The sequence below is a fragment of the Romboutsia sp. 1001216sp1 genome (assembly GCF_039841805.1).
Lineage (GTDB): Bacteria > Bacillota > Clostridia > Peptostreptococcales > Peptostreptococcaceae > Romboutsia_C > Romboutsia_C hominis.
Map to the genome: position 1 here is coordinate 89955 of NZ_JBDPHA010000003.1, position 23350 is coordinate 113304.

General features: G+C 27.7%; 14 protein-coding genes and 1 riboswitch. Of the genes, 2 read left to right on the plus strand and 12 right to left on the minus strand.

Going from position 1 to position 23350, the window contains the following annotated elements:
• Window positions 1-789 precede the first annotated feature (789 nt).
• Window positions 790-7185: an NPCBM/NEW2 domain-containing protein gene (locus ABHC41_RS04760; RefSeq protein WP_271893213.1), complete on the minus strand. Its 6396-nt coding sequence runs from the start codon at window positions 7183-7185 to the stop codon at window positions 790-792.
• A gap of 210 nt (window positions 7186-7395) precedes the next feature.
• Window positions 7396-7482: riboswitch (cyclic di-GMP riboswitch) on the minus strand.
• A gap of 258 nt (window positions 7483-7740) precedes the next feature.
• On the opposite strand from ABHC41_RS04760, the gene ABHC41_RS04765 reads away from it, so the two are divergent.
• Complete coding sequence (locus tag ABHC41_RS04765; RefSeq protein WP_166504791.1) at window positions 7741-8499, plus strand: SagB/ThcOx family dehydrogenase; 759 nt, start codon at window positions 7741-7743, stop codon at window positions 8497-8499.
• A gap of 316 nt (window positions 8500-8815) precedes the next feature.
• Here the strand turns inward: ABHC41_RS04765 and ABHC41_RS04770 are convergent, their stop codons facing one another.
• From ABHC41_RS04770 to ABHC41_RS04785, 4 genes are all read right to left on the minus strand, one after another.
• Window positions 8816-10225 carry a VWA-like domain-containing protein gene (locus tag ABHC41_RS04770; RefSeq protein ID WP_166504790.1) on the minus strand — a complete coding sequence of 470 codons (1410 nt, stop codon included), beginning with the start codon at window positions 10223-10225 and terminating at the stop codon, window positions 8816-8818.
• Window positions 10226-10228: 3 nt separating this feature from the next.
• Window positions 10229-11359, minus strand: a complete 1131-nt coding sequence (locus tag ABHC41_RS04775; RefSeq protein WP_195237944.1) for an ATP-binding protein — start codon at window positions 11357-11359, stop codon at window positions 10229-10231.
• A gap of 12 nt (window positions 11360-11371) precedes the next feature.
• Window positions 11372-12175: a hypothetical protein gene (locus tag ABHC41_RS04780; RefSeq protein ID WP_092922792.1), complete on the minus strand. Its 804-nt coding sequence runs from the start codon at window positions 12173-12175 to the stop codon at window positions 11372-11374.
• 200 nt (window positions 12176-12375) lie between these two features.
• Window positions 12376-12930 (minus strand): helix-turn-helix domain-containing protein, encoded by a 555-nt coding sequence (locus ABHC41_RS04785; protein ID WP_092922789.1) that lies wholly within the window; start codon window positions 12928-12930, stop codon window positions 12376-12378.
• Window positions 12931-13230: 300 nt separating this feature from the next.
• Here ABHC41_RS04785 and ABHC41_RS04790 point away from each other — a divergent pair, with 300 nt between their 5' ends.
• Window positions 13231-14592, plus strand: a complete 1362-nt coding sequence (locus tag ABHC41_RS04790; RefSeq protein WP_195237946.1) for a D-serine ammonia-lyase — start codon at window positions 13231-13233, stop codon at window positions 14590-14592.
• Window positions 14593-14793: 201 nt separating this feature from the next.
• Here the strand turns inward: ABHC41_RS04790 and ABHC41_RS04795 are convergent, their stop codons facing one another.
• The 7 genes from ABHC41_RS04795 to ABHC41_RS04825 all read right to left on the minus strand — a co-directional run bounded on the left by ABHC41_RS04795 (window position 14794) and on the right by ABHC41_RS04825 (window position 23163).
• A complete protein-coding gene (locus tag ABHC41_RS04795) occupies window positions 14794-15234 on the minus strand; it encodes an N-acetyltransferase (protein ID WP_166504787.1) in 441 nt (146 codons plus the stop codon).
• A 248-nt stretch (window positions 15235-15482) separates the two neighbouring features.
• The gene (locus tag ABHC41_RS04800) at window positions 15483-16598 is read right to left on the minus strand and encodes a 4-hydroxybutyrate dehydrogenase (RefSeq protein WP_271893219.1); all 1116 of its coding nucleotides are present in this window, start codon (window positions 16596-16598) and stop codon (window positions 15483-15485) included.
• Window positions 16599-16848: 250 nt separating this feature from the next.
• Window positions 16849-18879 (minus strand): ABC transporter permease, encoded by a 2031-nt coding sequence (locus tag ABHC41_RS04805; protein WP_271893220.1) that lies wholly within the window; start codon window positions 18877-18879, stop codon window positions 16849-16851.
• Window positions 18869-19636, minus strand: coding sequence for an ABC transporter ATP-binding protein (locus ABHC41_RS04810; RefSeq protein WP_092922774.1), 768 nt, complete (start codon window positions 19634-19636; stop codon window positions 18869-18871). The genes ABHC41_RS04805 and ABHC41_RS04810 overlap by 11 nt, the downstream gene beginning before the upstream one ends.
• A gap of 223 nt (window positions 19637-19859) precedes the next feature.
• Window positions 19860-20897 carry an ATP-binding protein gene (locus tag ABHC41_RS04815; RefSeq protein ID WP_271893223.1) on the minus strand — a complete coding sequence of 346 codons (1038 nt, stop codon included), beginning with the start codon at window positions 20895-20897 and terminating at the stop codon, window positions 19860-19862.
• A gap of 2 nt (window positions 20898-20899) precedes the next feature.
• Window positions 20900-21568 (minus strand): response regulator transcription factor, encoded by a 669-nt coding sequence (locus ABHC41_RS04820; protein ID WP_092922768.1) that lies wholly within the window; start codon window positions 21566-21568, stop codon window positions 20900-20902.
• Window positions 21569-22002: 434 nt separating this feature from the next.
• Window positions 22003-23163, minus strand: a complete 1161-nt coding sequence (locus tag ABHC41_RS04825; protein ID WP_092922765.1) for an iron-containing alcohol dehydrogenase — start codon at window positions 23161-23163, stop codon at window positions 22003-22005.
• Window positions 23164-23350 lie beyond the last annotated feature (187 nt).

Below are 23350 nucleotides of genomic sequence, written 5' to 3' on the forward strand. Positions count from 1 at the left end.
TGATTGCTAAGCGCAATTTAGTATATAATCTGAAATATCTGATTTGGACTTAGTCATTATCCATATAATTTCCTTTGTTATTTTTTTATCTATCCAAGCCCTTCTTCTTTATACTAGTATACTAACACACTTTTTGTTTTCTTAGCAACCGTTTTCTAGAAATTTATCAATTTTTGTCATTAATTTTTAATTTAAATATTTTATAGCACTCTGATATTAATTATTTATTTAATTATTCACCCCATATATTCAAAGCAACCCCCTTAATGTGGTGTGCCTTTTTCATAAAACTATTTGAAAATAAATTTCTAATAATTTCTTCATTTTTTTCGGTTATAAAAATTTAAATACTTCCCATTTGCTAGTATTTCATCAGTAGTATTTAAAGTAAGCAAATCTAGAGCAATTTGATGACAATTATGAAATACAACTACCTTTTCACCACCATAGAGTGCATTATAAAGTTCTGATAAAAATAAATTATCTGCATCTTTTTAAAGTTTATATTTTGAAATATTTATTGAATATGCTCCTTTTTCTTTTATTATTTTTTGATCTTTTAAAATTTAGTTATTAATTTTACTTATACGTGTCTACCAAAACTCTTAGGTCGCGTTATAAATATAGTATTGTTTACATTGTATCTTTTTCTATATTCAAATGGTCTTTTAAAAACAATTACTAGCTTAGATAAATCAATATGTTTAATAAAATATAAAAAAATCACTGCCTATTAAAAATAAGCAGTGATTTTTCTATAGTTAAAAAAGTAATATTTTGAATACTTTTTTAATTTATATTGAATAAATATATCATTATGCCATCAAAATCTTCGTCTTCAAATAATACATGAACACCATATAAACCTTTAGGTAAACCTTCTATACTTATAACAGACTCATCTTTAGCATCTTGTTCTATTACTGTATTACCATCTTTATCTACAAGTTTAACAGTTTTAGCTACATTTTTTCCTTCTCTGTTATATGCTTTAGAGTCAACTACAACTTTACCATTAGATGGAGTTAATTCTCCTACTGCAATAATTTGCTCTTTTGCATCTAATGTTTTAAGTTTTTTTAGATTTGCTAATGGTCTTAAATCTTTAACTTCATTATAGCTCATTTCTAGAGTCTCTAAGTTTCTAGCATGCTCTATACCTGTTAAATCGACAACACCAGATAACCTTAAAGTAGTTAAACTACGCATATCACCTAAAGTTATATTTCCGGTTTTTCCCAATTGATTTTGTATAGATTTAACTAAATATTTATCTGGAATATTAACAACTTCCTGTAGATTTATTTCTATTAAACCTTTTACATTATCTTGAAGTTCTTTTGTCATAGCGTCTATAGATTCTTGATTTGGTTTCTCTTCTGTTAATAATGCTTCAGCTTTAGCTATACTGTCTGCTAAAACTTGATAACTTTTGTCTGTATAATTATCCTTATCCAACTTCTTAGCTTCTTCTAATGCAGTAGTTAATTCTTCAGTATAAACTCTTTCAGTATTAACATAATGTAACTTAGCATCTCCCCAAGTAGCATGATCAGAACCTATTCCGTTTCCACCATCTTTAGCTATTAGTTTAAGTTCTTTAGCTCCTGCTAAGTCTACATCCACAAACTTTTGTGAATCTCTAGAATTCATTAAACCACTATCATAAACTTTTTCACCATCTACATACACTTCAAATTGTACACTACCTACTGAACCATACATAGCACGGTCTACTCCTACAAATGCACTAAATAAGTCTACATTTTTATCTGTTAAATCATATACTATTGTAGAGTTTGCATGAGTCCCAATTCCTTTATCATATACAACCTCTTGACCATCTTCTCCAGTAAGTTTTAACTTATTTCCACTTACTGCGTTGTCTTTCCTAACACTTTGCCAGCCTGAATTTGCAGACTTCCAATCAAAGTCACTCAAGTATTTAAAGTCTTCCATGTTTATTACATTTATAACTCTACTCTTCTCTACCTTATTGCCGTCTTTATCTGTTACACTATAAGTTATAGTATAGTTACCAACTCTATTAAAGTTAACTTTGTCTTGTCCAGTCACGACTACATTACCAGTTATGTCACCGTCTTCGGCATCTGTAGCTTTGTAAGTTCCAACTATGTCTTCTAAAGTTTGACCAACTTTAACAGTTTGAGACTTAGGTATAGTTAACTCAGGTTTAGCATTATTAGTTGTTAATTTAGGTTCTACAAATATACCGTGGTCTGAAGTATTTCCGTTTCCACCATTGTTAACTTCTAATCTAAGTTCTTTAACTCCTTTTACAGGAACATTTATATACTGCATATTATCCTCATGCTTTAATACTTTAGTTGTTGCTAAAGTCTTTCCATCGCCTACAATCTTGAAAGTTATACTTGAATTATTTTGAGCTTCTAAGTTCATGTCTACTCCAACTTTAACCTCAAAGTTATCATAGTTATGCTCACCTAAATCATAAACAACATTTCCGTTAGCATGTAATCTTATTCCCTTATCGTAGTCTTTAATCTCTCCTAAAATTCTTCCCTTTATAGAGTTATTACGTGATGGTTTACCCCAATCGGTATGTTCACTCTTCCACTCACTATCTGATAAGTAATCATATTTACTAACAACATTAACGTTCATTGTTTCTTTAGAAATTGCATCATTATCAGTTACCTCATAAGTTACTGTGTAGTTACCCTTCTTAGTAGTATCCACATCACTTGTGACCTTAATGTCTTTCAATTTATTACCATTGTAATCAGTTGCCTTAACATAATCTAAAGCATTGAAATTTTCACCTAAAGCTAATGTCAACCCTCCGACTGTTTCTAATATAGGTTGATGTGCCTTAACGCCTACACCTTCAGAAGGATTTAATTGAGTATCGTAAGCAACTACTTTATACTCGTGATTAGTACCTGGATTTATGTTAGTGTCAATGAAAGTATCTTTAGTAGTAAATCCTATCACTTTACCATCCCTAATTATCTCATATCCAAGAAGACTATTAGCATTGGTTTTATCTATTGATATATCTAATTTAACAGAAGTCTCTTGTGTCTTAACTTTAACTTTACAATCTACCTCGTTATTGAAACCTTCACCTTTGTTCAGATACTTATTATCATTTATATACCATAACTTCTTATCTGGCTTTTTGTACTGAGCCATATGCTTAGCAGTCTCTTCATTAACGTAGAAACCATGTCTAGCAAAATGTTCTTTTAAGTCTAATTGAAGAACATCTGATGCAACAACTGCCCAAGCTTCATGCTTGTTATTCCAGTCACCACCACCTATGTTTCTCTCTCTAAATTGTTGCTCAAAACGAGGCCAGAATGTATTATCATATAGTTGTAATTGCCATAATGGTGCCATATGAGTTAATGAACTAGTGTCACTTGCAGGGTACCACTCATTGTTAGAATAATCTTCTTTACTTACTTTAGGGAATATTTTACTCTCCCATAAGTTTTGTTGAGATATCTTACTAGCTTCACCTTTAATCATTTGGAAATGAAGAGGTAAAATATTATTAGTTATCTCAGGCATTGCTCTATTATTTGTATCAAGGTTGTGTCCTAATTCATGCATGAATCCCCAGCCAGTGTCAACGTTTAGAGCTCCACCTTGTTGTCCTTGGTTGTATCCAGTTATACCGTTTCCTGCATTCATGAATACTCCACCACTTAAGTTCTTAAGCATAGTTACATATCTAAAGTTGAAGTCCGAATGTATATCTTTAGAACCATCAAATCCCCAGAACTTCATTGCTTCCTTTATTACTTCGTCAGATCTATCTGCTGTATAACTAGGTACTTTATTATTTTCTGTATACCAATCTAAAGCATACGTTGCTCTAACGTTTACTAAAGCTTTATCTCCTAATACTTCGAATACATCAGGTAGTTTAGGATCTTTCTTTAACTTCTCAGTATATTCACGTAACTCATTTATTACCTGTTCATCATTATCTACACCTTTTACGAATTGAGGATAACTTACACCACCTATTATTCTTATCTTAGGCTTTCTTGCTTGTTGCTCTGGAGTATAAGGATTTGAAGCATATAATACTCCTGCTTTAGCAGTCCCTGGTCTTATATCATTTACTTCGACCTCAGGTATTGTAATTTCGTTCTTACCTCTAGTTAATCTTATATCTGCTAAACCGTTATGTCTACTATCCATTTGTTTAAATACTAAGTTAGGTACTGGGTCGCCTGTTTCTGTATCAACATACACAGTTATCTTTTCACCTGACTTAACTGCTAAACCTGTAGGTTGCCAATCTCTGAAATTCCATACCTTTCTCTTTTGACTTTCCTTTATAGCGTCTCCTCTGCTTTCTAATTCATAAACATGACCTTTATTCTTATCAGGAGATTTAATTAAATCTTTAGCCATGTCTATACTTTCCATAAGTTCTACTTTTAATGGGTGTGTTTTAACTTCTTTCTCTAAAGCTTCAATAGCTTCTAATGAATTGAATTCTGGGTTTAACTCATTCTTTAATTCATTTGTAAATAAGTTATTAACTTTATCTGAAACTATATCTCTCTTAAAGAACATTATTTCGTTTAGTGTAGCCCAGTTTTGGTTACTTTTAACCCACTTTAATTTCATTCTCTTAAATGTTGTAGGTTTGAATTTAGCTTCAACTAAACCAGAAGTACTGTCTGCTCTACCTGTAGCCACTAATTGGAAGTTATCACCTTTAGTAGCGTTAGAACCATATATCTCGAATTCCTCTAAAAATCCTTTTCTATCTGACTGTCTAGCACCATAAGCTATTCTGTCTACAGTTATAGGTTGTTTGAATTCTATAGTTACTTCATTAGACCATTCTTTATCGTTTCCTCTATTAGTCTCCCAGTAAGTGTCTACATTACCATCAACCGCGTTATTTATATGCTGTTGTAGATATTGCCCTGCATTATTACTTATACTCTTTATATTCTCGTAAGGTATTCTAAATTGTTTTACATACTCCGCATTATCCAGATGATTAAACTTCTTACTTGTAGCAACAGAACTCTCTACCTTGCCTTGTTCTATTAGAACTCTTGCATTGTATAAGTCCTCTTTAAAGTCTTCAAAGAATGGGTGTGTACTACATTCGTTCTCTAAAGCTTTTAATTTATCAACTGTATCAAACTCTTCACTTACTTTAGACATAGTATCATCAGTGAATAACCTTTGTATTTTATCTAGAGTTTGGTCTTGTTTATATAATCCGAACTCTGACGCTAAAGCCCAACCTTCATATCCTTGCTTATAAACAAACTTAACTCTTCTAGCTTGAGTTGGATTAAACTTTATAGATATAGAGTCTCCAGTTCTTGAAGCACTACCACTAGTTACTTTAGTAAATGTGTCTCCTTCACTAGTCTTAGAAGTATAGATATCGAACTTCTCTGCGAAACCTCTATCTCTCGGAGAATAATATACTATTCTATCTAAAGTTCTTATTTGGTCTAAAGTCATTATAACTTCGTTTGTATGAGTTTCGCTATTTCTAGCATCAGAATGCCAATTAGTGTTAGGATCACCATCTATAGCTTTATCTATAGTTTGATTTGACCAATGTCTACCGTTAGTAGTTATATTCTTTATATGACTATTATCTATCTTATAAGTCTTATCATACTCTGCTAACTCTGGAGTTCCAAAAGCTTTAAACTTCGAAACTTTAGCATCTGCATAAGTTACCTCGTTACCTTCTAATACAAGTTTAGCATCATCTAAATCTTCTTTGAACTTACTGTATAAAGGATGTGCCTTCGCTTCATTCTCTAAAGCAGTAAGTTTCTCTAAAGTCCCAAAATCAGGGTTTACTGTATTCTTATTACTGTCTGTAAATAGTTTATCCATTTTCTCTGATAAAGCATCTTCTTTATAGAACCTAGCTTCTGATATGAATGGTCTATTTTCATGGCACTCTTTAAATACAAACTTCAGTCTCTTAAAGTTTGTTGGGTTAAATTTAAATTGCATGAAGTCTTTAGTAACTTCTGCAGTACCGCTAGAAACTAATTTGAATGTATCCCCTTGAGAAGTTTCTGAAGCATATATTTCATACTTAGTAGGAAATCCTTTTTGATTTCCGCTTCTAGGTAATAATGCTATTCTATCAAGTTGTTCTATTTCATCAAAAGTGAATACCACTTCATTAGTGAAACCATTACCATTGCTTCTGTTTGTTTCCCAATGTGTATTAGGGTCACCATCATACATATATTCTATTTTTGTTGTAGAGTAAGTTCCACCATTTACTTGTGTATTAACGATGTGGTCTTTACCTAACATAAACTTGTCATCATAAGCTTTTTGGTTTTCAGTTCCATACCCTAATAACTTAGATACTTTAGTTTCAATAAAGTTAACCTCTTTGTTCTCTAGAACAAGTCTTGCATTATCTATATATTCTTTAAAGCTATCGCGGAATGGATGTCCTTCAGTTTCTTTCTCTAAAGTGTTTAATGCTTCAGGAGTTGCAAACTCTTTACTTACTTCATTCATGTTTGCATTAGTAAATAATCTTTCCATCTTATCTAGAATTCTATCCTCTTTATAGAACCAAAACTCTGCGGCACTTGCCCACTCGTCATGTGCTTCTACGAATTTGAATTTAACTCTCTTTGCTCTTACAGTATCAAATTTAAATTCAACCATTCCACCTGTAACTTTACTTCCTTCTATTTTTCCTGCTAGTTTAAAATCTTCACCTATTTCACTCTCTGAAACATATATCTCTGCACTAGTAGGATATCCTTTACCTTTAGCCCCGTCTTGTCTTGTAGCATAAGCTAATCTATTTATCTCGGCTATATCTTTAAACTCCACAATTACTTCATTTTTAAATTCATTTGTATTTCTAGTGTATGTTTCCCAATGTGTATTAAGTTTTCCATCTATAGCATTTTCTATCTTAGTTCCTGGGTAACTTCTTCCATTGTTTGTTATAGACTGTATCTCAACTCTATAAAGTTCATTATACTTAGCGAAGTTAGGATTGTTCTTAATTTTAAAATCACTAACTGTCATACTTTTAGAAACTTGTTCCTCTATCGCTAATGCTTTTTCCTTTATTACTTCGTTAGCAAAAACATTTAAAGTAGGTGTGCTGTTTGTTGCTATAACAGATATGGCCAATATTGATGCTATCTTTTTCTTCATAATATTCTCCCTCTTATATTATATGAATTTACAATAACTAAATATTTTACCCCAAATTTCAAAATATAGTCTTGCTATAGAGCTATAGTTGTTTTTATTAAATAAAAAACTACCCTTTATAAAGGGTAGTTGCCATCTAAAGTAAACATTATAAAACAATCTTACAATTATATCATAAGATAACTCTATAAAAACAAAGAATATCAATTCTTTGGCAACTGGCTGGCATAGTCTAATTTTACCTTAGCCCCTTTAGCTTTGCGTCGCTAGATTTCTCTAGGTTTGCTAATATGTAATTTTTAGTCATCTATATTAATTATACATAATTTTTTATAAATTAAAATAGTTTTTTTTAATTTAAAATAATTTTAATATATTTTTGAATATATTCTATTAAAGCAAATATTAATTATTACTACACAAAAATATTTATTAATTTTTATCTGTAATTAAGCTTCTAATATGAAATTTTTACCATTTAGGCTTTTTCCACTTATATTTATATATATGGTATAATAAGTGTAAAAATTTATACATTTTAATAAGGAGACATCTATGGATAAAATTGCACAAAACAGAGAATTTTTCAAAGCTGATTTTGAAATACTAAAACAGATAAAAACGGATAAACAAAAAGGAATACCCGCTCCTTCTTTCCAAAAAGAATATGATTCAAATTCTAATTTAATAGAGTTACCTCCTGTAAGCAAAGACATTTTAGTTAAACCTAACGTACTAGATTGTATAAATGATAGAAGAAGTATAAGAAAATATAGTGATGAAAAAATAAATTTATCTGAACTTTCGTATTTACTATGGGCTACTCAAGGAATCCAAACTGTAAAAGATAAATTTAGTGCCTTAAGAACTGTACCTTCTGCTGGTTGCACTCACCCATTTGAAACATATTTAATAATAAATAATGTTGATGGTTTAAAGAGTGGAGTTTACAGATATTTACCTTTAGAACATAAACTTTTATTTATAAAGACTTTAAGCAATATAGATGATGAAATAGATAAAGCAACTCCAAACCAACCTTTTGTTCAAGGTTTCGTATCTAAAAGTGCCGTTGTGTTTGCTTGGAGTTGTATTCCATATAGAAGTGAACATAGATTTAGTATAACTGCTCATAAGAAAATACTTATAGATATTGGACATGTTTGCCAGAATCTTTACATAGCATCAGAATCTCTTAATTACGGGACTTGTGCTATCGGAATATATGATCAGGATATAATTGATAATATGTTAGATTTAGATGGAGAAAATGAGTTTGTAATTTATATGGCTTGTTTAGGTAAAAAACTTTAATAAATTAGCTTAATTATTAATATAATTGTATTACTTTAAAGTAAAAATCTCAAAAATATCTTAAATTAAGATACTTTTTGAGATTTTTTAATTTTAATATTTTTAAATAAAGTATAGTATAAAGTACTTTATTTTGATATTTGACTTAATATATATGAGGTTACTTCATCAGGAGAAATATTTAAAATAATCGCAAATTATTCATTTAATAATCTTTCTGCTTCTTTCATAATATTATTATCTCCTTTAGAAATTATATTTCTCATTGAAATTTTATTATTATGTTATTAGAATAACCAGAATTTAATACATAAATTTATAAAATTGGAGCTTGGTTATTCATTGAATATCCATCATTTCTAACATCACTCATATCTAATGTATCATCTTTTATTTTAACCTTGCTAAGTTTTTTAACTGCTCCATAAGGCTCTCTTAATGAAAGTTTGTCTCCTCTTCCTGAAATAACCCATAAAATTTTATATCCTCTAGGTATTACTTGTAGCCTGTCTTCTCCTTTACCATCAGTAAAGTATACCAATAAATTAATTTTTTTATTATTAGCATATTCAAAAACTGGGCTAAATTTAGTTGATCCTCTTCTTTTAAGCCTTTCTTTTATATCTTTTACAGATTTGACTTTATACACACGTCTAATTTCATTATCACATTCTATGATTGTAATTTCATGGTTATAATTTTTTACTATATTAAGTACTTCCTTAATAGCTTGTTTAAATTCTTCATCACTAATACTTCCACTTATATCAAGTGCGACAGCTATCTCTGCTTTATGAGATCTCAACTGTCCCCTCAAATCTAATCTATTTGGCTGTCTTCTATTTCTTCTTGTTATAGTCTTCTTTTTATTGCTTTCGACTGTTCCCATCAATCTATTAAGATATAAGTTCCAAGGCAATTCACCTTTACTATTTTTAAGTGATGATATCATACCATCTAAGTATTCTGGAATTTTACCTTTTTGAGAATTATTAATAGCTTTTTGGGTAAATTCTTTAAGAGTTTCCTCATCTATATTACTAGAATCTTCCCAAATATCATGAGTTTTTTCTGGATTGTATTCAGTTTCTATATCATCAGACTGACGAGTATCATCTTCTTCGCCATCTTTATCTACTTCTTGTAAATCTAATTCAGTTTGAATTTTTTCTACATAGTATTCAAAAGGCTCATAAGGCTCAAGTTTTAAATTATATTTTACATTTACATTTTCTAAAGTAACAGCATATGGTGGTAAATTATTTAAATATTTATTAACCACTATATCCATCGCCATATTAATAGCTAATGTACTGTATTTTCCTTTTAATTCTCTTGCTCTTACTAAATGCATAGATATTACATGAAGAATTTCATGTTTAATTGTACTTTCCATTTGTCTCATATTAAGGTCTAAAAAAATTATTGGATTAAAGTATATGACATACTTAGCACCTTTAAAATTTATAGCAGTGGGACTACTTATATCAAATCTTATTTCTCTTGATGTTTGAAATAAAAAATATCCATAGAAATTATCTTTGTCTTCCATAAGGCTTAGATTAACTTTATCTACTAAACTGAAAAATTCATTTTTGAAATCTTGTGGTATATCTATCTCAAATTTTTCACCCTTGTGATTTGCTTTTAACATAGCATACGTATCTATAATTTTTTCTGTTTTATAATAAAGATCTCTTTTTTGTTTATCAAAGTAAGTTTCCATAGGCTATCCCCTTATTAATTTATAAGATTCGAAGTAAGCTTCTACAAATTCTTCATTTTCTATAGCTTTTTCATATACTTTTTTATAGCTATTTTTAATCTCTTTCATAATTCCTACCATTAAATCTATAGGGTATACTTTTAAAAACTGTACAAATCTATTAATATAATAGCTTGCCTCATAATCTTCATTTTTAATATTTGATTCTAAATCCCTTAAAATATTCATTACTGATAAATAAAGTCTTGTATGACTTTCATTTTTTACTTTTTCTATAACAGATTCACTTAAAGTTTCTCCACAAAAAACCTCTTCATAAGATATAAGTGGACTATAATCTGATTCAATAAAGTTTATAAATTCCTCTGCGATAACTTTACCTACATTTCCTTTTATAACATTTAAAAATACAGCCTTTGGTATTGAATCTTTTTGATCCTTATATACTTTGTAACTTTTAGAAACTCTTTCATAACTTCTTGGAGTTGCTGATACATCTCCTTCATTTATTTTGTGTAAATATTCTGGGAAGGTTGAAATAAACTCTATAACCTTTTGTTCAAGACCTTCACCTATTGCCCATTTTAGCCATTGATTATAATCAGACTCCATATTTAGCCATACAAATCTATTTTCTTGAGCTGCATCCATATCTACAACTTGATAATCAAAATCTGAACCATACTTACTTGATGGATTCATTGCTGCTAAAATTTTTACATCATCATGTAACTTATATCCATTTATTTCTCTATTTAATATTAAGTTCATAAGCTCTTGTTGTACCGTATGCTCACAACGATTTATTTCATCTATAAATAAAAGAACATTTCTTCCTTTAGATATTTCTTCATCAATTTCCCTTAGCTTGTTATGAACTGCATATACTGTTGTTTTCTTTACTATCTCCTGACCATTAGAATTACTTATTATATAAGATTCTACAGTTGGTAAGCCTCCTATTTCACCTTCTTTAAGTAAGTTTCCATCAATAACAATTAAACTCCACTCATTTTCTTTAGCAAGCTTTTTTGCTAATGCAGTTTTTCCTATTCCACTTTCGCCAACTACTAAAGGTACTTCCCCAGTAGCTAAAACTAAGTCAACGCTTTTTAATGTCTCTATAAAATTCATTTTTTATTTCTCCTATATCATCTTAAGTTTTTCATCTACAGCTATTTTTTTAGCTTTTTTACTTCCGTATTTATGAATGAATATTATCTTATCCATGGATATATTATCATTATTTTTATCTATAGTTTTACAGTTTAAAAAATCTCTAACATATTTTTCTTCAATATCTTCCTTTGATAGCATTTCTTTTAACACTTCTTCTAATTCTTCTTTAGATATCTTATTTGAAATATATTTAATAGTTAAAATATTTACCTTTAAAAATTCTAACATTTTACTTTTATCCAAGTTTTTTATAAATCTAATAGCCGATTCATTGCTTTTAATAGCTAAAATCTGTGCATTATAGCTAGGTGAATCTATATATCTTAATGCAGTATAATTTATTTTTACAGCCTCTTCTTGAACACTTTCATAAGGATTTTTTATATATTTTAATGAATCATAATCTTTCCTTACTGCTAATAATTGTAGCTCCTCATTTGGATTTTCAACATATTTAATAGCCCATCCAGCTTTATCTATAGCTAATTTAATTACCTTATCAGTTGGATTTTTAATGCACTCTAAAATAGTCCATCCATCGCTTACAGCTTTTATCATCATATCTTCTGTTGGTTTATCTATATATTTAATTGCTCTAGCATTGTTGTCTATAGCTAATTCTTGCATCTCTATAGTTGGATTTTCTATATACTCTAATACAAGCCCATTTTTCTTTATAGCTAATAACTTAATCTCATCTGTTGGATTGTTTATAGTTTTTATAACAAATGGATTATTATTTATCATCTTTATAAGTTTTGCTTCTTCCATAGCATACCTTTCCCTCTATGTTTATTTTAAATTTTTATCTATTATAATTATTTCTTATTATAATTAATATACCTTTTTAATAAATTTAAACAGAATAATTATGGCAATATATAAAAAAAGTACCTAAAACTATTTTAGCTTTAGGTACTTTTTTATACAAATCCTTCTATTCTTCTAATTTATTTTAAATTTTTTATTTTTTAGAATGATGGTGGTGTTACTGCAAATATAACCTCACAATCCTCATCAGAATTATTTTCCCACTTATGATTTGAGTGTGGTGGTATTTTTACACTATCTCCACAATTTAACTCAATAACTGTATTCATCAAATGTAAACTTACACAGCCTTTCATAACATAAGCCACTTCTTCGCCCTTATGACTAAAAAGTTCTTTTGAAGATGACTCTCTTTTAGGTATCTTCATAAGCATAAACTCTATGGTTCCTCGCGAGTTTGGAGTCAATAATTCATAAGCAAAGCTATCATCCTCAGCAAACATTATTTTTTTTCGACTATCTTTTCTAACTACTAAATTTTCAGTAGGATTATCATTTATAAAAAAATTAAATAGGGGTATATCTAAAGCCTTAGAAATTTGTTTTAGCGTATTTATAGACGGGTTTGATGTTCCCTTTTCTATTTGACTAAGTAAAGAAGGTGTTACACCTGTTAAGTTAGCTAATTCTTTTATGGTTAAATTTTTACTTTTTCTATATTCAGTAATATTTCTTGATATATCTACTTCATTCATATGTTAATTTACCTCTTTTGTGTATTTGAAATTATCATTACATATTATATCAATATAACTTATTCTTATCAATTTAATTAAATTTTATTTAACTTTTATAATAATAATTAAATTCAATTGACGTCAATCATAAAAAATGTTAGTATTAGTTAAGTATTATTTAACTATTTGAAATAAAATTAATTAATACTTATTTAAATTAACAAATAGTTTTAATATAAACTTCATTTATCTTAGGTAAATTTATATAAATATTTATCTTTAAGAATTAAAAATAAAAATATAAGGATGGTTATTATTATGTCTAATGCAAAAGTTTTAAACAAAGAAATATCAACTTGGATTGATGAATATCCTTTATTACAAGAAATAATAGATTTAAAAGAATCAATATGGATAAATCCACTTCATACTAATTTTGATAAGGGTATGGAAAATGTTTCGCTTTCTGAAGCTGATGTACTAGATGCAGAAGCAAGATTAAATAGATTTGCTCCATACATAGCTCAAGTATTCCCTGAAACTCAATCAGAAAATGGAATAATAGAATCTCCAATAGCTAAAATAGATAACATGAAAGCTAAGCTAGAAGAAATCTGTGGTAAAGAACTTGCTGGAAATCTATTATTGAAATGTGACAGTCACCTTAAAGTATCAGGATCTATAAAAGCTAGAGGTGGAATATATGAAGTATTAAAACATGCTGAAGATTTAGCTTTAGCAAACGATATAATATCATTAGAAGACAACTATGTTAAATTAGATAGCGATGAAGTTAGAAAATTCTTTTCTCAATATTCTGTAGTAGTTGGCTCTACTGGAAATTTAGGCTTAAGTATAGGTATAATGAGTGCTAAACTTGGTTTCAAAGTTACAGTTCACATGTCTGCAGATGCTAGACAATGGAAAAAAGACTTATTAAGAAGCAGAGGCGTTGAAGTTATAGAGTATGAATCTGATTACAGCAAAGCTGTTGAAGAAGGAAGAAAACAAGCTGAAGCAGATGCTAATAGCTACTTTGTAGATGATGAAAACTCTAAAAACTTATTCTTAGGGTACTCTGTTGCTGCTAAAAGATTAGATAAACAATTAAAAGATATTAATGTAAAAGTAGATGATAATCATCCACTATTTGTATACTTACCATGTGGTGTTGGTGGAGGTCCTGGTGGAGTTGCCTTTGGACTTAAGCTTTTATACAAAGATAATGTACACTTCTTCTTTGCTGAACCAACACACTCTCCATGCATGATGATAGGATGTATGACTGGTGAGCATGATAAAGTTTCTGTTCAAGACTTTGGAATAGACAATATAACTGCTGCTGATGGATTAGCTGTTGGTAGAGCTTCTGGATTTGTTGGTAAAACATTAGAAAAATTAATGAGTGGATGCTACTCTGTTACTGATGAAAATATGTACAGATTATTAACTAAAATGGCTGATGGTGAAAATATATTCTTAGAACCTTCAGCTCTTGCTGGTGTCCCAGGTATAATAAATGTACTTACTTCTGAAGAAGGTAAGAAATATTTAAAAGCTAATAATCTTGAAGATAAGATAGAAAATATAACTCATATAGCTTGGGCAACTGGAGGAAGTATGGTTCCTAAGGATATGATGGATGAATACTATAACAAAGGTGTTTCACTACTTAAGTAGTAAATAAAAGGTATTATCAAGATTTTGATAATACCTTTTATTTATAAATTTAATTTTCTATTTAAATTCCCCTACTTTTTATATGACTTCGATTTCATTTTTTTAAATTTTAAATTATTCTTCTATATAAATCTTCAGACTAAATCTAACAACTGTATTTATTTATCAAGTGTAGCTATATTACTTATCCAACCAACTAATTTATCTATGAATTTTACTTTTATTTTTCATAGTATATTCAATACACATAGTGCCCTCATCAATACTTTCACTAACAACTTCAAAATTCATCTTTTTATAAAATTCAACAGATTTTGTATTATCTTTATAAACAGATAAAGTTAAGTTATCGTATAAATTAATGATATGTTCAATTAACTTTCTACCAATTCCACGATCTTGGTAATTATTATCAACAAATAATGCACCTATAAATTCACTATTTATAATTGCTATAAATCCTTTTATATTTTCTCCGTCTTCATAAACAAAAACATCTGATACAGGTATATAATCATGTTTTACTGTATTATAATTATCTTCCCAATATTTTTTTTCTATAAAATCATGAGCTTTTATAGTACTTTCTAACCATATTTCCATTATTCTATCTATATCTTTATTCTCTAACATTCTTATCATATCGGATGTTTTCCCCCTACTTACGTATTTTATTTTAATGTTATAATTAACTTTTAAGTAATACTTAATACATATATATTTTGTATAATTTTTGTACTATAAAAAAGTGCATTAAGTAATTTTTTAATTACTTTAACGCACCTATTTTTTATTAATCTAATATAAATATATTCATCTATGTTTTCAGATTGAAAAATACATCTTACTTTATTAAATATAAAATAAATGTAAAATTTAACATTAGGCATTTAGAATAACTCATTATAAATATATTTAATATTTTCTTTTGATAATGAAGTATAACTCTGACTAAGTAATCTTTGTTGGTTAGCTATAACATTTTCAGTAAATAGTAATATGTCAGATTCCTTCATACCGTACTCTCTTAAAGATTTTTTTTCTATAATATTACTTAGTAACTTTTCCATTTCATCATATACATTACAAACTTCACATTCTAGTAATCCACTTAAAATAATATTTAAATCCATTATCTTTCCACTTGGATTTTTTTTATTATAGACTTTAAAAACAGATGTGAAAAATTGATAATTAGCTTCACCATGAGGTACATGATATGTTCCACTTAAAGGAGATGATAAAGCATGCACTGCTCCATTTCCTGCATTACCAAAAGCAATTCCAGCTAAATTACTAGCAATAAGAAAATCATCTAGCATCGAAACTCTTGCATCTTGCCCGTCTTTAACAATTCTTTTAAACCCTTTTATTATTATTTCCATAGCTTGCTTACTAAACATCTCTGTATAAACATTAGCCTTTGGTGAAAGAAATGATTCTATAGAATGAATTAACGCATCTATTGCACTTGTTGCAAAGAATTTATATGGTAAATTTACTAGTAACTCTGGAATAAGTACCGCATAATCTGGATATAACTCATCAATTGCCAGTCCAAGTTTAGAGTTTAACTTAGTTATTTCTGTTATACTAACATTTGATACCTCTGACCCCGATCCACAAGTTGTTGGAATTGTTATCAATGTTCTTACTTTTTCTAACTTTATCTTTTTCTCAAATAAATCTGCTGTACACTTTCCATTTTTTAGAACTAATATTTTAGCCATATCTATTACTGAACCACCACCAATGGCTATAACTCTTTTGTAGTTACCTTTATTAAAATCTTTTAATAGAGCATCCATCATTATATCTGTAGGCTCACCATTTCCATATGTATCTTTATAAGCTACCGTTGCCTTTATATCTAACTCTTTAAAATTTCGTTCATATATACCTTTACTTGCAAAAATAAAGTCATTCTCTCCTATTTTAAATTCTTCAATAAACTCTTTTGCCTTTTCAAATTTATGAATATTTGTCTTTGCCATAAATAAATTCATTATTTTACCCCCGATGTTTATATTTTCTGTATATCATTTGTACTTAAAATAGTATATAAAAATACAGTCTATCCAACTAGTCTATAATTAAATTTATTTATATGCTATAATTTAAATATAGAAAATAACTCATCCGATAACTTAAACTTTCAATTATAGGATGAGTTATTTTTATTCAATGGTTGATACAATCATTAAGAATCATATGCAATATTGACTATCTATGTTCTTTCAATAGTACATACTTTAATTACTTATTTACAATTCTCCTATATCCTTTACATGTTCCAAAGAAGTATATAGCATAAATTACACATATACTCACTACTGCAACCACATTAGTTCCTACTGTATCATAGTCTCCAAATATTTTAATTACGTTATTTGCTACCTTTATTCCAAAATAACTATGAACTAAGGCTAAGGCTATTGGAAGTGAGAAATATATAAATACTTGTATAAAAATTGATTTGTTTATCATTTTTGAGCTTACTCCAAGTTTTTTAAGTATTTCATATCTTCCTAAACTTTCTGTTGCTCCTGATAATTGGTTAAGTGCAAGTACTGCTGCACTAGATATTAAGAATATTATCCCTATATATAAACCAATGTATAAAAACATAGCTGCATTAGACATATTAATTTCTAAAACCATTTGTTTACTTATAAATATTAAGATTGAACCATTGTCTTTTTGATATTGAATTTGTTTATTTTTACTTTTTTCAAGATTTTTAGTTAGATTATTTTCTGTATCTTTTTTATCTCCTACATAATTAAAACTTAAACACTTTTGACTTATATCATATTTATCTGCGTATTTATCTTCAACTACAAATGTTATAAAATTATCTTTTGTTAAATCATTTTCTAAAGATTGATTTTGATAGTTTTCATTTATTTTAAATTCATCATTTCCTATTTTTATACTTTTATTATTTTTTATATAATCTTTTATTGGGTTCTCCATAGTAGATGAATTTGTAACAAAAAGTACTTCTTTATCTTTTAAATTTATTGGTTTTTTACCTGCCATTTTATTTAGCTTATTATAATCTGATAGTTTTATAATAGGAATATTATGATCCATCGTAACTTTTAATTGCTTAGATAAAAAATCATCTGAAGTATTTTCAAACATTTTAATAAACTTTATAGGAGATTTGTAAAAATTATAATCTAAATATTCTTTTGAATAATCATTTACATTTAAATCTAACTTTTTAAGTATTTCACTTAATTTTTCATTGTTATAGTTTGTTTTTTCTTGAGGATTGTACGTTTCTATAAAAGTTGCATCATATGGGGTTTGAGACTCTGCTGATTTTTCCATGGCATTTTTTAGTCCTATTGCTGAAGAATACATCCCAATTGATATAAATAACATTAAACATATAATACTCATTGATATATAGTTTGTATTAATTTTACTGTTTAATTGTCTTAAAGTGAAAGTGTTAAGATTTTTTAGATATAAGTTTTTATCATTTTGAACTAATTTTATTAAAAATCCTGCCAAAGATCTAAAAAATAATACTGTTCCTACAACCCCTAAAAGTATAGATAGTTTAAAATTATTATCTGTTATGTCTACAAGAGCATTTTCTAAAATTAATTTATATGCAAATCCTAAACAAACTATAGATATTATAAATAGTGCTACAGATAATATTAAATTTGTGCCTTTTAACTTTTCATTTTTTCTTTGACTATTTATTAAATTTATAAGTTTATATCTTGAAACTACTACAAAATTTAGAATCATAGTTATAAAAAACATTATACTAAAATATATTATTGTTTTTATACAAGCTTCCTTTGAAAATATAAATTGATATTTTTTCATATCCAGTGAAAATAATTTTGCAGTAACTGAAGCTAGTCCTTGAGATAAAAATACACCTACAAATAGTCCTACTGCTAAAGACATAACCCCAACTATTATAGTTTCATAAAATAGCATAAAAGCAATTTTACTTCTACTAATACCTAGTGTCATATATATACCAAATTCTCTATTTCTTTTTTTAATTATAAAGTTATTTGCATATATTATTAAAAAACCTAATATGAAAGACACAAAAACTGATACTATTGAAATTATCATAGTTGTAACTTCCATTAGCTTTTTTTGATTTTCTGTCATATCCATCATAGCTGTTTGAGCTTCTACTGAGTTGAATATATAAAATATACAAACTCCTAGAACAAGTGTAAAAAAGTAAATACTATAATCTTTCATACTTCTTTGAACATTTCTTTTGGAAAGCTTAAATAACATTGTTATTGTCACCTCCTAAAAGAGTAACAACTTCTATAATTCTTTTGAAAAATTCTTTTCTATCATCATTTCCTCTTACTAACTCATTAAAGATTTTTCCATCTTTTATAAATAAAATTCTTTTACAATAACTAGCTGTAAAAGCATCATGAGTTACCATCATTATTGTAGAATTCATACTTTCATTTAGGTCAGATAAATTTTCAAGTAAAACTCTTGCTGATTTTGAATCTAGAGACCCTGTTGGTTCATCTGCAAGAATCAAAGACGGCTCATTTATTATAGCTCTTGCACAAGCTACTCTTTGCTTTTGTCCTCCTGATATTTCGTATGGAAATTTACTTAATATCTCTGATATTCCAAGTCTACTTGATACACTTTTTACTCTTTTATCTATTTCTGATCCCTTTACTCCTAGTATAGATAATGCTAAAGATATATTTTCATATACAGTTAAAGTATCTAGTAAATTAAACTCTTGAAATATAAATCCTAAGTGTTCTCTTCTAAACTTTTCTATATTTTTTCTTGATAAAGTTGTTATATCTTTATCTTCAATTTGTATGTTTCCAGTAGTTACCTTATCTATTGTTGCTATACAATTTAAAAGTGTAGTTTTACCACTTCCACTAGGTCCCATAATCCCTATAAACTCACCCTTATCAACTTCAAACGAAATATTGTTAATAGCTTTTGTTAAATTCTTCTTATTCCCATAATATTTTTCTATATTTTTAACTTTAAGAACTGTACTCATTTTATCTCCTCCATATTTTTTAATTTATAACTTTATTTTATAATCTTTAGAGGATTTAATTAATAAGATAACCTTACGACTATCTTACGAAAATGTAAGTTTATTTACTTCTTAGGAAATTATATTTAATCCTGATTTGTGGATAAATATAATTTCCAACATATAAACTTGAGTAACGGACCTGTTTTTCAAGGTCGTTGGCAACATGAACAAAGCGAATTTTTTATATTTGAATCATATTACTTTTTGGAAAAGTTATTTTTACAGTAGTTTCTTTATTAACAACAGAGTATATATCTAATCCTAAATACATCTTTTCTGCTAATCGTTTTGATATATAAAGTCCCATTCCTGTTGATTTTTTTAGTTTTCTTCCATTAATACCTGTAAAACCTTTGTTAAAAACTTTTTTTAAATCCTTCTTATCAATTCCAATTCCATTGTCTTTTATATACAATTCTAGACTATTGTCTTTAAGCTTTGTGTATATAGATATCTTTGGAAGTTCTTTTTCTAACTTTTTATTTATAGTTTTATCTCCTATGTATTTTATAGAATTTACTATAATTTGATTTAGTATAAACTCCATCCATTTTGCATCACAATAAACTATTTCTCTAAAATCTTGTATATCTATACAAATCTTCTTTTCCCTAATTAAGTTTTTATTTCTTTTAATAGTGTTATTTATACACTTTCTTAAATCTGTTTCTTTTATTATGTAATCTATTTCTATTTCATTAGATTTTGAATAATAAAGAGCTTGTTCTATAAAACCTTCTACTTTTTCTATTTCTTCTAAAATACTTAATGTATGTTCATTTTTATTATTTTCTATAACTAACTTACTAGCTGCTATTGGAGTTTTTATTTCATGAACCCACAAATCAAGGTACTCTCTGTATTCTTCTTGATTAAATTTATATTTATTGACTTCTTCATTCATAGATTTATCTGTAATGCTAAGTACATCATATAAAATTCTTCCTTCGCAAAAAGATGGTCTTTTTATAACTACTGGTAGTAAATACTTTTTGTCTAGTTCATTTAAGGAATTTATTACTTGATCGTAGTAACTTTTCTTTTTAAAATATCCATAAAAAATTTCTATGCTACTTAAAACTATCCAAAGCATTGTTGTAAAAATTATTGTTATTCTTTCAACTTGAGATGCTTTTAGTATAAAAATTACAAAAGCAAAAAATATAAAATTTAATAATATAGCTAAGTTTCTATCTTTTAAATAATCTTTTACATTCATAGTTACGGCATTATATAGCCTCTCCCCCTTTTAGTTTCTATATATCCACTACATCCAATTTCACTTAATTTCTTTCTAAGCCTATTTATATTAACAGTTAGAGTATTATCATCTATAAATAAATCTAAGTCCCATAAATAATCCATTAAATCTCCTCTTGATACTATCTTCCCCTTATTTTTCATTAAACAATTTAGTATTCTAAATTCATTTTTAGTTAAGTCTACTTCTTGATTTTCAAATATAGCAATATCTTTAGATAAATCCAATGCCAATTCTTTATATAAAAGTATATCTGTATTAGATTCTTTATATGTTCTTTTTAAAATAGAATTTATTCGTGCTAATAAAATTTGAGTATTATACGGCTTTGTTATAAAATCATCTGCTCCTAAATTCATACTCATAAGCTCATCCATTTCTGTATCTTTACTCGTTACTACAATTATAGGTATATCAGATTTTTTCCTTATTTCTCTACAAATATAATACCCATCATATATAGGTAAATTTATATCTAATAAGATTAGATGTCCATTCAACTTTAAAATATCTTCTATAATATTTTCAAATTTTGTTAAGCATACAACGTCATATTTATATTTTAATAAGAAGTTTTTTAGCTCCATTCTAATTTTTTCTTCATCTTCTACTATAATAATTTTCTTCATAATCTCTATTACCTCCACTTTAAAGATAATTATATCATTTTGGTTGATTCTTTCAATTTGTTAATTTCAAATATTATACGAACAGGTAATAAGTTTTAGCTAAAATACACACTTTATAGTAAAATATAAGTTTCTAATATTTTAAATATATTTTTAGGTATTGAGTATTCATTTTTATTAATCATTATTAATATTGTCGATTTTATTAAATTACTTTCTTTTTCTAGTTTAATTATGAAGAACTTTTTATTTCATTTTGTTTTATAGATTTGTAATAGTAAGTATGCTTGAAAAGCTCTAATAAAGTATTTACGAAATTTTTAAAATAAAAAAGTTGAAACAAGTATCGTAAATAAATACTTGTCCCAACTTTTATATTGTTAATTAACATTCCCTTTTTGATATGATATTTTAAATAGTATGAGATGTTTTTATTAATATGCTGCTTTAAATATATTTATTATATCTTGTTTGTTACCTTTTCTAGGATTACTAAATGCATTTCCATCTTTAAGAGCCATTTCAGCCATATATTCAAAATCTTCTTCTTTTATTCCCATTTCTTTTAGTGAAGTTGGTATACCTATATCTTTAGATAATCTAAACATTGCATCTATTGCTTTTTCAGCTGCTTCATGAACTGATAAACCATCTATGTTTTCTCCCATAAATTCAGCTATATCAGCGAATTTTTGTGGATTAGATATTATATTATACTTACAAACATGAGGTAATAACATTGCATTAGCAACACCATGTGGCATATCATATAATCCACCTAATTGGTGAGCCATAGCATGAACATAACCTAAGTTAGCATTATTAAATGCCATACCAGCTAATAATGATGCATAAGCCATATTTGTTCTAGCTTCTAAATTCTCACCCATAGCAACTGCTTGTCTTAAGTTATTAGATATTAATTTTATTGATTGTATGGCAGAAGCATCTGTTACAGGGTTAGCATCTTTAGAAACATATGCTTCTACTGCATGAGTTAAAGCATCCATTCCTGTAGCTGCAGTAAGTCCTGCTGGTTTTCCAACCATTAATTCTGGATCATTAAAAGATACTAATGGTAAGTTTCTCCAACTTACTATAACATATTTTACTTTTGTCTTTGTATTAGTTATAACACAGTGTCTAGTAACTTCACTTCCAGTTCCTGCTGTTGTGTTTACTGCTAATATTGGTGGTAGTGCATTAGTTAAAGTTTCTATACCTGCATATTCATATAAATCACCTTCATGAGTTGCAGCTATACCTATACCTTTACCACAGTCATGAGAAGAACCTCCACCTACTGTAATTATCATATCACAGTTTTTATCTTTGAAAACTTTTAAACCATCAGCTACATTTGTATCTTTTGGATTTGGTTCAGTTCCATCGTATATAACAACTTCAAGACCTGCTTCTGTTAAATATTTTATAGTTTGTTCAACTGCTCCATTTTCTTGGTTTCTTAAGAATTTATCTGTAACTATTAAAACCTTTTTCCCGCCTAACATTTTAGCCCTTTCGCCAATAACTTTTAAACATCCTGGTCCCATAAAGTTGACACTTGGTACTAAATAATCATACATTCTGCCCATTTTATATTCCTCCAATTTGTATACATTATTTTTTATTTATAAAAAGCATAAAATATTTTGGGATTAAATTTTGTATCCTACCCCAATTTAATGTTTTCGTTTTCCTTGTTATAATTTTAACTTTTTTTCTTATCAAATACATCTTAATATCTTGTTTTTCTATGTAAAATTTTAGTCTATTTTTATT

What these genes read in the sequence shown, in the direction of transcription:
- ABHC41_RS04760 (WP_271893213.1), bottom strand. Translation starts at nt 7,185, where the DNA reads ATGAAGAAAAAGATAGCATCAATATTGGCCATATCTGTTATAGCAACA.
- ABHC41_RS04765 (WP_166504791.1), top strand. Translation starts at nt 7,741, where the DNA reads ATGGATAAAATTGCACAAAACAGAGAATTTTTCAAAGCTGATTTTGAA.
- ABHC41_RS04770 (WP_166504790.1), bottom strand. Translation starts at nt 10,225, where the DNA reads ATGGAAACTTACTTTGATAAACAAAAAAGAGATCTTTATTATAAAACA.
- ABHC41_RS04775 (WP_195237944.1), bottom strand. Translation starts at nt 11,359, where the DNA reads ATGAATTTTATAGAGACATTAAAAAGCGTTGACTTAGTTTTAGCTACT.
- ABHC41_RS04780 (WP_092922792.1), bottom strand. Translation starts at nt 12,175, where the DNA reads ATGGAAGAAGCAAAACTTATAAAGATGATAAATAATAATCCATTTGTT.
- ABHC41_RS04785 (WP_092922789.1), bottom strand. Translation starts at nt 12,930, where the DNA reads ATGAATGAAGTAGATATATCAAGAAATATTACTGAATATAGAAAAAGT.
- ABHC41_RS04790 (WP_195237946.1), top strand. Translation starts at nt 13,231, where the DNA reads ATGTCTAATGCAAAAGTTTTAAACAAAGAAATATCAACTTGGATTGAT.
- ABHC41_RS04795 (WP_166504787.1), bottom strand. Translation starts at nt 15,234, where the DNA reads ATGATAAGAATGTTAGAGAATAAAGATATAGATAGAATAATGGAAATA.
- ABHC41_RS04800 (WP_271893219.1), bottom strand. Translation starts at nt 16,598, where the DNA reads ATGAATTTATTTATGGCAAAGACAAATATTCATAAATTTGAAAAGGCA.
- ABHC41_RS04805 (WP_271893220.1), bottom strand. Translation starts at nt 18,879, where the DNA reads ATGTTATTTAAGCTTTCCAAAAGAAATGTTCAAAGAAGTATGAAAGAT.
- ABHC41_RS04810 (WP_092922774.1), bottom strand. Translation starts at nt 19,636, where the DNA reads ATGAGTACAGTTCTTAAAGTTAAAAATATAGAAAAATATTATGGGAAT.
- ABHC41_RS04815 (WP_271893223.1), bottom strand. Translation starts at nt 20,897, where the DNA reads ATGAATGTAAAAGATTATTTAAAAGATAGAAACTTAGCTATATTATTA.
- ABHC41_RS04820 (WP_092922768.1), bottom strand. Translation starts at nt 21,568, where the DNA reads ATGAAGAAAATTATTATAGTAGAAGATGAAGAAAAAATTAGAATGGAG.
- ABHC41_RS04825 (WP_092922765.1), bottom strand. Translation starts at nt 23,163, where the DNA reads ATGGGCAGAATGTATGATTATTTAGTACCAAGTGTCAACTTTATGGGA.